This window comes from Neomesorhizobium albiziae, from assembly GCF_900114255.1.
Classification (GTDB): domain Bacteria; phylum Pseudomonadota; class Alphaproteobacteria; order Rhizobiales; family Rhizobiaceae; genus Neomesorhizobium; species Neomesorhizobium albiziae.
The window spans coordinates 276,033-291,659 of the sequence record NZ_FOSL01000003.1 but is presented as its reverse complement, the minus strand read 5'-3'; the positions used below and the strand labels follow the sequence as shown (position 1 = coordinate 291,659).

Annotated in this window: 13 protein-coding genes; 8 read left to right on the top strand and 5 right to left on the bottom strand. The window is 59.9% G+C overall.

Annotated elements, in window-relative coordinates; all coding sequences use genetic code 11:
- The first annotated feature begins 63 nt into the window (after positions 1 to 63).
- Positions 64 to 1,227: a glycosyltransferase gene (locus F3H98_RS07925; RefSeq protein WP_149759584.1), complete on the top strand. Its 1,164-nt coding sequence runs from the start codon at positions 64 to 66 to the stop codon at positions 1,225 to 1,227.
- Between the two features lie 209 nt (positions 1,228 to 1,436).
- Here F3H98_RS07925 and F3H98_RS07920 read toward each other — a convergent pair whose 3' ends face one another.
- Both F3H98_RS07920 and F3H98_RS31020 read right to left on the bottom strand, forming a co-directional pair.
- Positions 1,437 to 2,399, bottom strand: a complete 963-nt coding sequence (locus F3H98_RS07920; protein WP_149759583.1) for a glycosyltransferase — start codon at positions 2,397 to 2,399, stop codon at positions 1,437 to 1,439.
- 242 nt (positions 2,400 to 2,641) lie between these two features.
- The gene (locus tag F3H98_RS31020) at positions 2,642 to 2,872 is read right to left on the bottom strand and encodes a hypothetical protein (protein ID WP_188130368.1); all 231 of its coding nucleotides are present in this window, start codon (positions 2,870 to 2,872) and stop codon (positions 2,642 to 2,644) included.
- Between F3H98_RS31020 and F3H98_RS07915 the strand changes: the two genes are divergently transcribed.
- From F3H98_RS07915 to wecC, 3 genes are read left to right on the top strand one after another with little or no spacing between them, the layout of a single operon-like run.
- On the top strand, positions 2,867 to 3,913 hold the full coding sequence (locus F3H98_RS07915) for a hypothetical protein (RefSeq protein WP_244621634.1): 1,047 nt from the start codon (positions 2,867 to 2,869) through the stop codon (positions 3,911 to 3,913). The genes F3H98_RS31020 and F3H98_RS07915 overlap by 6 nt on opposite strands.
- A gap of 37 nt (positions 3,914 to 3,950) precedes the next feature.
- The gene (locus F3H98_RS07910; protein WP_149759582.1) at positions 3,951 to 4,745 is read left to right on the top strand and encodes a WecB/TagA/CpsF family glycosyltransferase; all 795 of its coding nucleotides are present in this window, start codon (positions 3,951 to 3,953) and stop codon (positions 4,743 to 4,745) included.
- A gap of 22 nt (positions 4,746 to 4,767) precedes the next feature.
- Positions 4,768 to 6,024 (top strand): UDP-N-acetyl-D-mannosamine dehydrogenase, encoded by a 1,257-nt coding sequence (gene wecC / locus F3H98_RS07905; protein ID WP_149759581.1) that lies wholly within the window; start codon positions 4,768 to 4,770, stop codon positions 6,022 to 6,024.
- Positions 6,025 to 6,552: 528 nt separating this feature from the next.
- On the opposite strand, the gene F3H98_RS07900 is transcribed toward wecC, so the two are convergent.
- Together F3H98_RS07900 and F3H98_RS07895 are read right to left on the bottom strand one after the other, a co-directional pair.
- Positions 6,553 to 7,236 (bottom strand): sugar transferase, encoded by a 684-nt coding sequence (locus F3H98_RS07900; RefSeq protein ID WP_244621633.1) that lies wholly within the window; start codon positions 7,234 to 7,236, stop codon positions 6,553 to 6,555.
- A gap of 481 nt (positions 7,237 to 7,717) precedes the next feature.
- Positions 7,718 to 8,638, bottom strand: a complete 921-nt coding sequence (locus tag F3H98_RS07895) for a glycosyltransferase family 2 protein (RefSeq protein WP_149759580.1) — start codon at positions 8,636 to 8,638, stop codon at positions 7,718 to 7,720.
- 152 nt (positions 8,639 to 8,790) lie between these two features.
- On the opposite strand from F3H98_RS07895, the gene F3H98_RS07890 reads away from it, so the two are divergent.
- The 4 genes from F3H98_RS07890 to F3H98_RS07875 all read left to right on the top strand — a co-directional run bounded on the left by F3H98_RS07890 (position 8,791) and on the right by F3H98_RS07875 (position 14,185).
- On the top strand, positions 8,791 to 10,443 hold the full coding sequence (locus F3H98_RS07890) for a GMC oxidoreductase (RefSeq protein WP_149759579.1): 1,653 nt from the start codon (positions 8,791 to 8,793) through the stop codon (positions 10,441 to 10,443).
- Between the two features lie 408 nt (positions 10,444 to 10,851).
- Positions 10,852 to 12,405, top strand: a complete 1,554-nt coding sequence (locus F3H98_RS07885; protein ID WP_149759578.1) for a GumC family protein — start codon at positions 10,852 to 10,854, stop codon at positions 12,403 to 12,405.
- Positions 12,406 to 12,477: 72 nt separating this feature from the next.
- Positions 12,478 to 13,254: a CpsD/CapB family tyrosine-protein kinase gene (locus tag F3H98_RS07880; RefSeq protein ID WP_149759577.1), complete on the top strand. Its 777-nt coding sequence runs from the start codon at positions 12,478 to 12,480 to the stop codon at positions 13,252 to 13,254.
- 79 nt (positions 13,255 to 13,333) lie between these two features.
- Positions 13,334 to 14,185: an ExeA family protein gene (locus F3H98_RS07875; protein ID WP_210249667.1), complete on the top strand. Its 852-nt coding sequence runs from the start codon at positions 13,334 to 13,336 to the stop codon at positions 14,183 to 14,185.
- 142 nt (positions 14,186 to 14,327) lie between these two features.
- Here F3H98_RS07875 and wecB read toward each other — a convergent pair whose 3' ends face one another.
- Entirely contained in the window at positions 14,328 to 15,608 is a 1,281-nt protein-coding gene (gene wecB / locus F3H98_RS07870; RefSeq protein WP_149759576.1) for a non-hydrolyzing UDP-N-acetylglucosamine 2-epimerase, read from the bottom strand.
- Positions 15,609 to 15,627 lie beyond the last annotated feature (19 nt).

The window sequence follows — 15,627 nt, the reverse complement described above, 5'->3', positions numbered from 1 at the left end:
GAGTGTTCCGAAGCATGGGAACTGCCGCAACGAACTACTCGCGCACAGGAGCGGCGTAGTGTCATGGCTCACGCTCCCCGGTGTCTCATCTATTGTCCGATGCCATATAGCGGACACGGCTGGCCTGAGACCTGCGTCAATGTGGTCGCAAATTTCCACACCGTTGATCTTCAGCCGGTGCTCGTGACACCGCGCGCGCGCAAGTCAGCTCCACCCTCGATCGACGTCGTGGAAGCAATTCCGTTTCCGATCTCAAGGATACCATGGCGTTACATTCGAGGCATATCGAATGGTTTTATGGACCGCAGATTCCGTAATCTTGTCGACAAGTCTGATCCGAAACGGACCGTAGCGTATTTCTGGCCCGGGACGCCTCCTGCACTCGTTGAGTATGCGCGAAGCGCTGGCATTGTCAGTGTTCGAGAAATGATCAACACCTTCCAGGGTATGGCGAAACGAATACTCGATGATGCATATGACCGTTGGGAATTTCCCCGGACGCATTCGATAACGGACGCAGGGATCGAAGGAGAAAGGCAAGAGCTGAAGCTCTACGATCATGTTTTTGCACCCAATCCAGAAGTGGAACGCTCGCTTCTGGAAGTGGGGATCGATCGTCGGCGAATTCTCCCGACCAGCTACGGTTGGGTCCCGGACCGTTTTCGCAACCTGGCCCCGTCATTCTCCAGCGGCGGACAGTTCTTCAAAGCGATCTTCGCGGGCTTCATCTGTGTGCGAAAAGGCGTCCCCGAACTTCTGGACGCTTGGGAGGAAAGTTGTATCGATGGCGAGCTTGTCCTTGTCGGCGATGTCGAACCTGTCCTCCAGCCGCGCCTTGCTCGTGCTACGCAAACGAGCAGAGTGCGTCATATTCCCTACACGGACGATATCGGCTCCTCTTACCGTGATGCCGATGTGTTCGTCTTCCCGACGCTTGAAGAAGGCGGCCCGCAGGTGACGCTTGAAGCGGGTGGCTGCGGGCTTCCCGCGATCGTCACCCCGATGGGAGCTGGACGCCTGGTCAAAGATGGGGTGAACGGTCTTGTTGTCCGCGCTGGCGATGTCAGCGGATTGGTCACGGCATTGAGGCGCATGGCCAATGAGCCTGGGTTGCGCGCGAGCTTTGCCCGCCAGATTGCGCAGGATGCACAACAATTTACTTATGAGCGCGTCAGTGCATCGCGCGGTGCCAGTCTGGTGAGACTGCTGCGCAGTCGAGAGCAGTGAATCACTATTATGCCAAGGCCGGCCAAGCAGGCGATAACAACGGCAACGACAAACATTCCTACAGCAACGTTGTCTACAACATCACCCGACAGCCCTGGAAGAACGGCTGCTGCGGGAGCTTCAGTACCAAATTCGTGATGAACTGTTCAATGGCGGATCTTTGACCCTGATCGCCTGATGGCGCTCGGCTGAACTCGCTTCGAGATGTCTCATGGCTGAGCTGGCATCGCAGGCGTGTCCTCAAGCGATGATCGAGAGGCCGCCAATGCAGCGCGGAGCGATGCTCGGTGCCCCGGTCCCAAGATGGCTCGAAGCGCTGAGCCGACGACAATGCCAAAGCGAAATACATTGGTTGCCAGTGGTCCATGCCGCCGGCCGTAGTCACGAATTCTATTTGTGGTCATAAGCCCATGAAGAAATGGATTGTCGATATAGTCGCCGCCAATATGGGTGGCTTTCGCGCTGGAAAGATACTCAACGGATAGCCCGCGTTGCCGTACCCGTCGCAGATACTCTACTTCTTCGCTGTACAAGAAGAACGTCTCGTCCCAAGCGCCGGCGCACTGACGCGCACGTGCCGAAATCATTAATGCGGCGCCTGTAGCCCACTGCACCTTGCCACCGATTTCGTAAAGCCGCGCATCGTTGACAATTTCGCTTGCTCCCACCCGCGCTGCTAGGCGTCCGCCAAGAAGCGCGTCCGACCAGGCCGTAAGGATCGAGGGTTCGCGGCGTATCGATTTGGCGACCGTGCCGTCTTCGTGGAGAATTTGCGGCGCAACCACTCCCACCGAGGGATCGCGAAGCCGGTCGCAAAGCACGCGGCACGCGCCGGGAAAAAGGCGGATGTCCGGGTTGAGGACGAGCAAGTGCGCGCGTCTGCTTATCACTGAAGTCGCCGCGTTGATGCCCGCCGCATAACCAGCGTTCCGGCCGGTCTGGACGACCTTCGGCGCGATGGAATGGTTCCGTGCGATCTCGACTGACGCATCATGGGAATTGTTGTCGACGACGACAATCTCGTAACTGTCGATACCTTGCAGGCCGGCGGCAAGCGAATCCAGCAAGCCGGGCAATACATCGGCACTGTTGTATGTGACGATTACAATTCCAACCTGATCTGCCTCGCGAGGGGTGGTCGGTTGCTTTGCCTCTGATTGCGCGCGGTTCAATCCAACACTCCCCGGACTGGTCGATTTCCAGCGAGCCTATCTTCGCCCGGATATTCAGGGCAACGGGTTAGTGTGGTGTAGCCTGGGCGGGTCCAGCTTCCTCGAATTCATCCGGTTGCCGACCTTGGCTATCCGATCGGCGTAGGCGGCGCTTAGCCCCGGACACTCGACTTGGCTGGCCCATAAGCCTTTCAGGGCGATGGATTATCGGCGAGGATTTTCTAGCATCACAGAAGATTAGCTCAGTTTTTGTTGGGATCCTGACAGAACACGATCCCGGCCATCGCAACCGTTGCAAACAAAGATCGGGACATCACTTGGCTGTCAGCACATTCGCGAGAAAACCACTCGACCCGCACAGAGGCATCTTTCCGGTCGATCGGCTCGATGCCCTTCGTGAAACCAGCCCGCAAACGCGCGCGCTTACCGACGAGCTGATCGTTCTGGCCAAGCGCGGATTGCCGGCGATGCATCAGAACGGCTTCTTTCCGCATACGATGCGCCTAATCACAAAAGGTGACGAGCGCACGGTCCGGCCGGAGGGCGACAGTCTTCGCTACGCCATCAATTGCGGGCTCGGCCTCTCTTTCATCAGCGAGGCCGAACAACGGCAGATTTTGGGTGGCAGCAGCGCGCGCGACGTGATCCTGGCGACCGCGAAACGGGCCGAGACTTCCGACGATCCCGGCGCCGTCGCGCTCGCGGCCTGGACTGCCGCCGAGGCGGAAAACATCTTTACGGCACGGTTGTTCGAGCGCCTCACCGACCTGCTCGCCTCCAGACAGCCGGTTGCTACCGTCGACTGTTCGTGGATGCTTATCGCGGCGGTCGCGGCAAGAAAACTCGGCGATACCTACGACCTGGCCGTGATGGCCAAGGAACGCCTGATGGCGGCTCAAGGTGCGTACGGCCTCTTTCCGCATAGGCTGCCTGCTTCGTCCAACGGAAAGCTTCGTGCCCATATCGGTTGCTTCGCCGACCAGGTGTATTCGACGCAGGGTCTTGCGCGTTTCGCGGTCGCCTACCAGGATCAGGCAGCCTTGGTTGCCGCCGATGCGTGCGGCGCGCGCATTTGCCAGTTGCAGGGCCCGGACGGGCAGTGGTGGTGGCACTACGACGTCCGCAACGGCACCGTCGTCGAAGGGTACCCTGTCTACAGTGTTCACCAGCATGCCATGGCACCGATGGCGCTGCTCGACCTGCGCGAAGCCGGCGGCGTGGACCACATGGGCGCCCTTGTAAAGGGGCTGCAGTGGCTTGTCCGGCACCCGGAGGTTTCGGAACCGATGATCTGTGAGCAGGACGCGGTCATCTGGCGCAAGGCCGCGAGGCGCGAGCCCAAGAAAGCAGTCAGGGCGCTGTCGGCCGTAACGACCGCCCTGAAACCAGGGCTGCATCTTCCGGGTCTCGACAGGGCCTTCCCCCCTAACCAGGTGGATCATGAATGCCGCCCCTATGAGTTGGGCTGGCTTCTCTATGCATGGCTTTCGGGCGGTGTCGTCGCGAATTCGTGAAGCGAAGCTTGCAGCCGCCACGCCACGGAGAGCCCGGATGCATCAAAAGCAGCAACTTTTGTTCGGTGTCTATTTCGATGCTTTGCGAATGGAAGATGTGGTCGCGCGCTGCCGCACGGCGCTGCTGACGCGCAGCCGGGTTCTGCTTGGCGTTCTCAACGCGGCCAAGGTGGTCAACCTGCGCAGCGACGAATTGCTTCGCAACTCCCTCATCGAATGCGATCTCCTGCTCGCCGACGGACAATCCATCGTCTGGGCGAGCCGGCTTCTCGGGCGCCCCTTGCCCGAGCGGGTCGCCGGCATCGATCTGTTCGACCGGCTGCTGACGCTCGCGCATAGCGAAAACCGCTCGATCTATTTACTCGGCGCCAAGCCGGAGGTGCTGGCGGCGCTCGAAACGCGGTTGCTCGAACGTTTCCCGGGCCTGCGCATCGCCGGCAGCCATCACGGTTATTTCGACGCCGGAGACAGCGCCAAAGTCGCTGCCGATATCCGGGAATCCGGCGCCGACATGCTCTTCTTGGGCATGGTCTCGCCCAAGAAGGAGATCTTCCTCGCCTCGTTCGGTCCGTCTCTCGGCGTATCCATCCTGCACGGCGTCGGCGGTTCCTTCGACGTTCTCGCCGGTTACACCAAACGCGCGCCGGCATCGTGGCAAAGATCGGGGATGGAATGGGCCTACCGGGTGCTGCAGGAGCCGCAGCGCCTGTGGTGGCGCTATTTGAGAACCAACACCCAGTTTGTTCTGCTTACGGCTCTCGAACTCTTGCGGCCTGCGCATGCGTTCAAGCCCACCGCCGCTCGACCTAGCCAGGCCATTCGACAACTCTAGAACCAGATGCGGGGGCATCGACATGGATGACAAATTCAAGGGCCGGCTGGCCATAATCGGCCTGGGCTACATCGGACTGCCGACCGCGGTCGTGCTGGCCACGCGCGGCGTGGACGTGGTCGGCGTCGACGTCAATCCGGAAACGGTTGCCGCCGTCACGCGCGGCGAGGTGCCGTTCGTCGAGCCCGACTTGGCGGTCGCCGTCAGTGGCGCCGTTGCCATGGGCAGGCTGACTGCCACCAGCGAGACGCCTGAAGCTGACGCCTATATCATTGCCGTTCCAACCCCCTTCAACGGCGATCACACGGCCGATCTTTCCTACGTGAAGACCGCGGCCCGGCAGATTGCTCCGCGGCTCAGGCCGGGAAACATCGTCGTCCTGGAGTCGACATCGCCGCCCGGCACCACCGAGAGCATAGGGCGCTGGATCGGCGAGATGCGGCCGGACCTGAAAATGCCGCATGACGGTGAGACCGGCGCCGACATCTTTATCGCGCACTGTCCCGAACGGGTTCTTCCCGGTCGCATCATGATCGAGATGCTGACCAACGATCGCGTGGTGGGCGGCTTGACGCCGCGCTGTGCGGAGCGGGCGGCATCGATCTACCGCGTTTTCGCGCAAGGCGAGATCCTGTTGACGGACGCTGCGAGCGCCGAAATGGCCAAGCTGGTGGAGAACGCGTACCGCGACGTCAACATCGCCTTTGCCAATGAACTGTCGCTGGTCAGCGAGTCGCTTCACATCGACGTGTGGGAAGTCATAAGGCTGGCAAACCGGCATCCGAGGGTGAACATCCTCAATCCTGGGCCCGGCGTCGGCGGTCACTGCATTCCCGTGGATCCATGGTTCATCGTGTCGGCCGCGCCGGCGCTGTCGCCGCTGATGAGGACGGCGCGCGAGGTCAACGACCGCCGCCCCCATCATGTCGCAGAGCAGGTCGTCGCCAAGGCCGCACGGTTTCGGTCGCCAACGGTCGCGTGCCTCGGCCTCACCTTCAAGGCGAATGTCGATGACATCAGGGAGAGCCCTGCGATCGAGGTGGTCGGGCTGATTGCAAAGGCGCTTCCGGAGGTCGAAATTCTCGTCTCGGATCCGTTTGTCAGTACGTTGCCCCCGCTTCTTTCCGGCTATTCCAATCTTCGTCTGGAGAGCGCGCACCACGCGGTCGAGAATGCGGACATTGTGGTGCTTCTGGTCGAGCACGAGCCGTTCAAGTCGCTTCGGCACACCAGGCTGGGCGGAAAGGTCACCTACGACACGCGAGGCGCATGGCGTTGATCGCCTAGCAATAAACCTGTGCGAAAAACCTCGTTGGCCGCGCCGGCAACCTAGCGTAGAGCCAAATATAGGATCATGTTGAAAACAAGGTTTCGTGGGCTTCTGTCTTTAGGTCGGCGAAATCTTTCTGCATTCTCATGCGCTAAATTACCCCTACCTAAAATTGAACTTGTGATTTTTCGCGAAGTGAAGCAGACTGCCGCTGCTCAGATGTACGTGGGCCTCTCGCGGGGGGCAGTTCATCCGGCCTGGGCTCTGGAACGTATGCAACTATGTACGTAACAGCTGGAGCTGAGCATGGTGACTCGAAGGGCGCGTCGTTGGACGCAGAGTGAAATAATGCAACTTCGGCTTTTCGCCGAAGGTCATCTTCATGTGAATGCGATCGCAAGGTGTCTCAATCGCACCGTTTCGGCGATCAGGACCAGGGCTTACCTGGAGCGGATCAATTTGGACTGGCGGGACTGATCCCGCCTGTCCAACCCTATCTAATCCCCCTCGATTTCGTCGATCGATCCTCGGGCGGTCTCACATGCCGGTGCCCCGCAGGACGACAAGCGGCGTCTGAGCCAGAATCCGAAAATCAATAGCCAATGACATGACCGCGGCATATCTGTTGTCATGCATTGCGCGTTCAGCAAACGAACAGTTGTTGCGGTCGCTGATCTGCCAAAGTCCCGTCAATCCAGGGCGCATTCTGAAATATTCGCTACCCGGATACTGTTTCCGTTGCTGCGGCAGCATCGGCCGAGGGCCGACCAGGCTCATATGGCCCAGAAACACGTTCAGCAGCTGTGGCAGTTCGTCGAGCGAGTATTTGCGGATGTAGCGACCGAGCGTTGTGATGCGCGGATCGTTCCTCAGTTTCTGAGTTCTTTCCCATTCGATCCGCGCTTCCAAGTTTTCCCGGAGGTACTCTTCCAGCCTGCGGTCCGCGTCCGGTTGCATCGAACGCAACTTCCATAGTGTGAAGACCTTACCGTCCTTTCCCAGTCTCGGCTGACCGTAGAATGCCTTCCCGCCGTCGAGCTTCACGAGGACGGCAAGGATGGCGAGCAGTGGCAGGACAACAGGCGCCATGGCGAGAGTCGCCAGTATGTCGATGACGCGTTTTACGCCGAGGTAGAAACGCTTTGACCGACGCCTTCTGTCCGTGATGAATGCGGCTGTAGAGAGCGCGCGCGAATGCGATCCGGAAAATACATCCAGCACGAAAATCTCCGATTTCTGTTTAATAAGAGGCCGGATTTGGCAATCAATCTCGGATTGAATGCCTAGTTTTGTAATTTATCGATGACTTCGATCCCAATTTTTACTGTAAGTCATCGATTTTTGTTTTGCGATTTACGGAAAGTAAAACAGGACTAGTTTATATGCTCAATAAACCTGGATTAAATAATTCGATCTAGACGGAATGATCGTCTATCGCTCGCCCGGATTTTCTGAGTGAAAATTAGGCTTTCGAAGGGGAAAAATGGCTCGAATCCGGTCGAAATTGGTGAATACGGGAGGGATGTGGGCGTGTGTCCGCGCCGCGCCGCTTTCTCACAATAGATGCTGGTGGATGAGGTATTCTGGGGCTGCTCCCAAAAAGGCGGGGCAGGCGCCTGATCGAAGGGATGCGGAATGTAAACCTTCGCCTTCTTTCGGTTGATGGGTGGAGTGCGCTTAAACCGAAAGGGGAACGTCGCGCTCAGGATTTCTCCCTATTCCACGTTCCGACCATTACTGACGTATTGTCCCTCAGCAAAAGCGCGATCATCCGGCCGGCACGGTAAAGGCGGACGCGGGTCAAGCATGAAAGCGCGCGCAACCGGGTGGGAAGACTTTCAAGGCGATCCGAGCGCAACACGCGGACAACCTCGGCCAACGGAGACGCCGCGATTGCCGCACTTTTGGCCGCCCACATGAGGACCTTGGCAGGATGACGCCCCACGTTTCGGAATTCATGCGCGACATGCCTGTCCCACCGGCGGCAAAGCTCGGCAAACGACCTGCAAGGCGTGGTGAGCACCTTTGCACCAGGCAGGTAGGCGATGCGATAGCCACGCGCGGTCGCGCGCTGCCCCCATTCTGTGTCTTCCATCGTCGAAATGCCACCGAACGGACCGACGGCGCGGAAGGCATCCGCGCGCACCGCCATGTTTCCCGTCGCCGCAAAGCCGTAGCGTTCGACGTAAAGCCGCGCGCGATAGCTGAAGATGCTTTCATACGCTTCCACGGCGGTCAGCCGTGCTGGATTTTCCGGAAGGACATCAATATCGCCGCCGACAAAGTCGACGGCTTTGTTCTGTTCGAAGAACTCCACGATCGCCCGCACCCAGCCTGGAAGCGCGACGCAGTCTGCATCGATGAAGGCGAGCAGATCTGCAGTCGCTACGCGTGCGCCGCGGTTGCGCGCCGGGCCAGGGCCGGGGATCGGTTCGATTTCGAGACGAGCGCCATAGGTAGCGCAGACATCCGTCGGAAGTTCGGACGAGCCATTGTCGACCACGATGATTTCGAAAGAAAGGTCATCTCCATGTTGCGAATGCAGTGCGTCCAGGCACCGGGCAAGCTCCACGGCGTCGTTGAGATGCGGAATGATGACGCTGAGCCTGGGAGTTGAATCCATGGGAGGAATCTCCAAAATCGCAGTGATATCGTCGCAAACCTATATACTAATAGGTTAGTTCCATCCTCTGTATCATGTAGTAACATCAAACACAAATATAAAATAACAATTGCTAACATTGTTCTTGAAAACAATCTTGCAAAGGATGGACTATGTCTGTTTTTGAACTTAAGGATTTGCCCGATGGCTCCAGAAGTATTTCCGGACCGATCTGCGTGATCGGCGCCGGAATTGCTGGCCTCCTGCTCGCCAGGCGTGTCGCGGCAAGTGGCCAGAAAGTCATCGTTGTCGAAAGCGGCAACAAGACTCACGACGACGAGGTTCATCGCCTGAACGACATCGAGGACCCGGCCGGTCGCTATTCGCGTGCCCTCACGGGCCGCTATCGAGGGCTTGGGGGTACCTCCAGCCGCTGGGGTGGCCGGATGATCCCGATAACCGACCACGAGGCGGGCGAGCGCGCGCATATCGCCCAGCCGGGTTGGCCCATCACGATGAGCAGATTCTCCCGGTATGAGGGAGAAATCGAAGAGATATTCAAGGTTGCGCCGGGTTCCTATGAGGAGATCGCGCCCGAGAGGACCGCAAGCCGCAAGATGTTTCCGGACGGCGATGCCACGCTGACGCCGCGATGGGCAAAATGCCCAAGCTTCAAACGCTGCAACGTTGCTACGGTGCTTAAGGACGAACTCGGCAGCCTGAAGAACATCGAGATATGGCTTGGCGCGACCGTATGTGGTTTCGAGCTCGACAGGGGCGGCGGCAGGCTGCGGGGCATCACCGCTCGCAACTTCAACGGCAAGGAACTCAAGGTTCGCGCCGACGATTTCGTTTTCGCGGCCGGGACCATCGAAACGACACGCCTGCTGCTTCTGCTCGACGCGGCCTCGGACAACCATGCCTTCGCCCGATCCCGGGTTCTCGGACGATATTTCCAGGACCATCTCAAGGCCAAAGTCGCGGTGATAGACAGACGGGATCCCGTCGCCACCAACCGGCTTTTCGGCTATCGGTTCGTCAATTCCACGCGCCGCGATCTACACCTAGAGCTCTCGAGGGCCGCGCAGGTCAAGGACCAGGCGGGGAGTGCGTTCGCTTATGTCGCGATGGATCTTGCGGAGAGCCCGCTCGCTGACGTGAAGAGAATAGCCCAGGGGCTGCAGCGGCGCGATCTGAGCGTCGCCGACCTGAGGCGCCTGTCGAAGAACGTCGGTCTTGTCGCGCGCAGCGCCTATTGGCGCCTCATCCGCCATCAACTGTTTGTGCCGGCTGGCGTCGACCTGCAAATGATGACCTGCGTTGAGCAGCTTCCGCAGTGGGACAATCGCATCAGGCTTTCGCAATCGCGGGACCGCTTCGGCGTCCCGATGGCCTTGCTGGAATGGGCTCCGACCGAAAGCGACGAGCGAACCTTCCGCTCGGCGGTTGCCAACCTGGCTGGCTATTGGCGGCAGGCTGGTCTGGACGCGGTCTGCCCGCTGAACCTGACACCGGCCGCCGCCGACACCTCAACGCCGATCATTGCGCAGGCCGAGGCATGCGCCCACCCATCGGGGTCGACGCGGATGGGAACCGACCCTGCCGAATCGGTTGTCGGGCCGGATCTGCGTTGCCACGGCGTGCCCAATGTCGCCGTTGTCAGCGCTTCGGTATTTCCAACCGCCGGAAGTGCAAATCCGACATTCACCATCATGAAGATGACCATGTGGCTTGCCGACTCGCTGCTGCGGCGCGTACCGAGGCCGGACCTGGCGCCGACCACGGCGGGAGTTCTCGAACCCATTCCGGGTCTATCCGGAACATGACCCGGAGCCAGTGCTATCAACCCGAAAGTGCCCCGGTTTCGGGTGACACGACATGGGCAACGAGAAGCTGCAGCGCGGTTGCCGAATCCCGGCACTGCTGTAGCGCGCAATCCTTCAACGCCGGCGCTGTCTGCGCAACTCAGGAGCGAGAATCTCCGGCTGCCCGCTGCTTCGCCAGCAAGCCGTGGACGATGGGTTCAGAGGCTTTTGAGCTGCAAGCAAAATGAGACAAGATCGCGGCGAGCCCGTCCTGTTTCATGCGTAGGGTGAACCCCTCCACCCATAGGTATTAGGTCTCGGCTCCAACCGCGTTTTGCCCTAAACTATCGGTTGTCTTTCATCACGCGGCCCAGCGTTTGAGAATGCCCCCCGGTCCGGCGCCGTGCCGGCCTAACAGTGGGTGCAGGCTTGGGCGACATCGATTTCCGTTTTTACGCTTCCATTGTGTTGCGAAGGCTGCCGTATTTCCTGGCGGTAGCAGCTTTTCTGGCCGCGGCTGGGATCGTGATCGCCTACCTTCTGCCACCAGTCTATCGCGCCAGCGCCAGGATCCTGGTCGAGGATCCGCAAATCTCCGCCGACATGGTGCGGCCTACGGTGTCGACCAACGCCATCGCGCAGCTGCAGGTGATAGAGCAGGAGATTACCACGCGTGAAAATCTTCTGGCGCTTGCAGAGCGCATGAACGTTTACGCCGCGCGGAAAACCAAGCTCGCGGACGCCGACATCGTCGACAACATGCGATCGCGCATCTCTTTCGAACAATTGCAGCTGAACACGGGCGAAGGCCGCGGCGCCACCATCTTCAACGTTTCCTTCGAGGCCAGGGACCCCGCGCTTGCAGCCCGGGTCGTGAACGAACTGGTCACGTTCATCCTCAACAAGAACATGAATCTGCGTACCAGCCGTGCCGGTGACACGATGCAGTTCTTCGACCAGGAGGTCAAACGGCTGGGTGGGATCCTGACCAAGCTCGAAGCCCAGATTCTCGATTTCAAAAACGCCAACAAGGAAGCTCTGCCGGACAGCCTGGATTTCCGACGCAACCAGCAGAGCACGCAACAGGAAAGATTGCTCCTGCTTGAGCGCGAAGAAGCCGGCCTGCGCACCCGGCGCACCAACCTCGTTCAGATGTTCGAGACCACCGGCAAGCTCATGAACGCCGGCCCCGTTTCACCCGATCAGCAGATGCTGCAGGACCTGAACCGAGCCCTCTCGGAGCAGCTTGCTATTTTTGCCGAAGGCAGCCCCAACGTCGTGACGCTGCAGACGCGCATCGCCGCCCTGCAGAAAAAGATCCAGACCGGGCAGGATGAGAAACAGAACGGCAAGGCCGGACCGAGCGAGCTCGATCTTCAACTGTCGGAGATCGACGAGCGGCTGGCCTTCATCAGCCGCGAACGGTCGTCCATCACCGCGTACTTGTCCGAGCTGGAAAAGTCGATCGCCGCGACGCCGAACAACGAAACGCTGCTGAACTCGCTTGAGCGGCAGCGCGCAAACATCCAGACTCAATACAACTTGATGGTCGCTCGCCTGGCAGAAGCTTCCGCTGGTGAACAGATCGAGATACGCTCAAAGGGCGGGCGCTTCTCCGTCGTGGAGCCGGCAACGGCGCCAACGGACCCGGTCAGCCCGAACAGAAAGCGCATTGCAGGTCTGGGAATTGCCGGTGGGTTTGCCTGCGGACTAGGCCTGGTCGTGCTGCTGGAACTGCTGAACCGGTCGATCAGACGACCCTCTGAACTTGCGCAGGTTCTGCAGGCCCAGCCGCTTGCCACCATTCCCTACATCTGGGTCGCAGGCGAGAAACAGGACAAACACCGGAGGATGGCGGTCGGGTGTGCGATCGCCGCCATCACGTCTTTCATCTTTCTCGCCGCCCTGCATTTCTATCGAACGCCATTGAGGACTGTTTTCGAAGCGTTTCTCGTCGCTCTCGACAGCAGCCGGGTGCTGTAGATGTCTGGTTCTGAAGCCTCAGCTCAGAAAACCCCGGAAGGCCCGGGAGTTCTCGATCGTATTCAGACTGCCATGCAGAAGGCGAGGGAAGAACACAGCCCGGTGCGCCTGCCCGAACGGTCGATCCCGTCGGTTCACTCCGTCGGAGACGCGTTGTGGGCGAAACTCGAGGCGGGCCGGCTTATCCCCGACCAGGCGACCGCAGCCCGGCTGGTTACGGCCCGTCGCTCCGATCCCGCCCACACTGCTTTCGACATGATGCGCACCCGCGTGCTGCAATTGCTGCGGCAGAACAATTGGCGTTCGATCGCCATAACGTCGCCAACGCCAGGGTGCGGCAAGACCATGGTCACGCTCAATCTGGCCTTCAGCCTCGCGCACCAGAAGGATTGCCGCACGGTCGTCGTCGATCTCGATCTCAGGCGACCGCAGATCGCCAAGTCGCTGGGTATCCGGAATCCATCGTCGATGGAGGATTTCCTGAAGGGACAGGTGCCGCTTGAAAGCACGCTGCTCCGCTATGGCGACAATGTCGCGGTGGCGTCCAATTCCCGGCCGGTGCATCTCGCTGCGGAACTCCTGCAGAACACCGACACAACCAAGGCGTTGGCGAGCCTGCAGCAGCGACTGAACCCGGATGTCGTGCTGTTCGACCTGCCGCCAATGCTGGCGAACGACGATGTGATGGCGTTCTTGCCGAATGTCGATTGTGCGATCCTCGTTGTGGCGGCCGAATCGAGCACCCTAACCGAGGCGGATCTTTGTGAGCGGGAGCTTGCGCTGAAGACGAATGTTCTCGGCGTCGTGCTCAACAAGAGCCAGCATGTCACCGAAACCTATGGGTACTAGTCCGCAAATGGCCGATCTCTCTTCGCCAAGGCGCTCAATCTCGTCGGTTGACGAGACGGCCTCCTCAAGCACCCGATCCATGATGTCCAGCTCGTTCCTGATCTATTCTGAATACTTTGGGCTGCGTGGGCGTCCCTTCACGCTGTTGCCGGACCCCGATTTTCTGTTCTGGTCGTCAAATCATGCGCGCGCCTACGCGCTGCTGGAATACGGGCTGGCGACCTTCGCGCCGATTACGGTCATCACTGGTGAAATCGGCGTCGGCAAGACGACGCTCATCCGCCATCTGCTGCGGGCCGCGCCGCGGGACCTGCGGATCGGACTTATCTCGAATGCACACGGCGACAGGGGGCAACTCCTGCACTGGGTGATGTCGTCGCTCGGCCACCCTATCGTCGAGGCAATGCCCTACGTGAAGCGCTTTGCCCAGTTCGAAGCGCTGCTGCATTCCGAACTGGCCGCGGGAAATCATACGGTGCTCATATTCGACGAGGCACAAAACCTTTCCGAGAAGATGCTTGAGGAACTCCGGTGTTTCTCCAACCTGAACGGCGAGCGCGACGAACTGTTGCAGATTGTCCTCGTCGGCCAGCCGGAGCTCAACCAGATCATCGGCCGGCCGAAGCTGCTGCAGTTTGCGCAGCGGGTTTCGGCACGCTTCCATCTGTCGGGCATGTCGCGCGATGCAGTCCGGGAGTACATCAACCACCGGCTCAGGGTGGTCGGCGCCGAGCGCGAGATCTTCACTCCCGAAGCATGCGACGTGGTGTTCACCGCCAGTCACGGCCTACCGCGCGTCATCAATCAGATCTGCGATTATGCGCTTGTCTACGCCTATGCCGATAATGTCGACACGGTCGACGCCGCCATCACGCGCCTGGTTATAAGCGATCGCAACGTGCAATCGCTTGTGCAGCCGTCGCAGGGCTGAACGAACGATCATTCGACCCCTGTTGTTGCGCAGTTACGCGCCGGAACGGCCCGCCGTTTCGATGGGCTGGCGAGGTTCAGTTTCCAAATCTGTAGGAATCAACGAAATGCAGGCGCCCTGTGCACGCTCCCTGCTTCGTCCATCAGTCGGTCGGGATTTCCGGGGGCTCTTCACGTCGAACAGCGGTGCGGGCGGCGTGCTTCAATGCCGGCACCCTGTCGAACCTGCCGCGATCCAGTAAAGCAACCTTGCTCCTCTTGGCGTGGCCAACGAAGCCGCCGGTATGAGCGGAAGGCGCTTCGACAAGCCGGCTCTCGATGATCTGCCGGATTCGTTGAGCCGCCTGGCCATCGCCATAAGGATTGATCGCCTGCGCCATGTGTCGATAATGCCGCAGGTCGGTGAGAAGGCGGCCGGCTTCGCCGGCGATCCGCGCTCTCGACGTGCCGACAAGGATGACTGTGCCGGCATCGACCGCCTCGGGGCGCTCGGTCGTATCGCGCATGACCAGGATCGGCTTGCCGAGCGACGGTGCTTCTTCCTGTACGCCGCCGGAATCGGTGATGATCAGATGGGATTTCTCCATCAGGTAAACGAACGGCTCGTATTCCTGCGGCTCGATCAGATGGATGGACGGTTCCTGCTTGAGCAGCCGCTCGACCGGTTCGCGCACACTTGGATTGGGGTGCACGGGGTAGACGATCTGCACGTCGTGATTGGCGGCGATATCGAGAAGCGCGTGGCAGATGTCCTCGAAGCCGGCGCCGAAGTTTTCCCGGCGATGTCCGGTCACAAGGATCAGCGGACGCCGTTTATCCAGGAAAGAGAATTTCTGCTCGAACTGCCGCAATTTCTGCGGAGACGAGCGCACTTTCGCGACCGTCTCGAACAAGGCGTCGATCACCGTGTTGCCTGTGACGTGGACATCGCTGGCGGGAATGCCTTCGAGAAGCAGGTTGCGGCGCGATTGTTCGGTCGGCGCGAAATGAAAACGCGTCGCAAGCGTGGCGACGCGGCGGTTCATTTCTTCGGGCCAGGGCGCCAGCAGCGAGCCCGACCTCAGACCGGCCTCGACATGCCCGACGGGCAATTTGCGGTAAAAAGCGGCGAGCGATGCGGACAACGTCGTCGTGGTGTCGCCATGAACCAGAACGACGTCAGGCTTCACCTGGTCGAGGACGACGCCGATGCCGGTCAACGCGCGTGCGGTCAACTGGTCGAGCGTCTGGTTCGGCTGCATGAGATCGAGGTCATGGTCCGGCTTGATATCAAAAAGCTCGAGCACCTGGTCGAGCAGGGCCCTGTGCTGGGCAGTCACGCAGACAACGGATTCGAGTTCCTCGCTCCGCCGCAGTTCGGATATCACCGGCGCCATCTTGATTGCTTCCGGGCGGGTGCCGAAAATGGTCAGAACTTTCTTCATCACCGATCACCTGAACCAG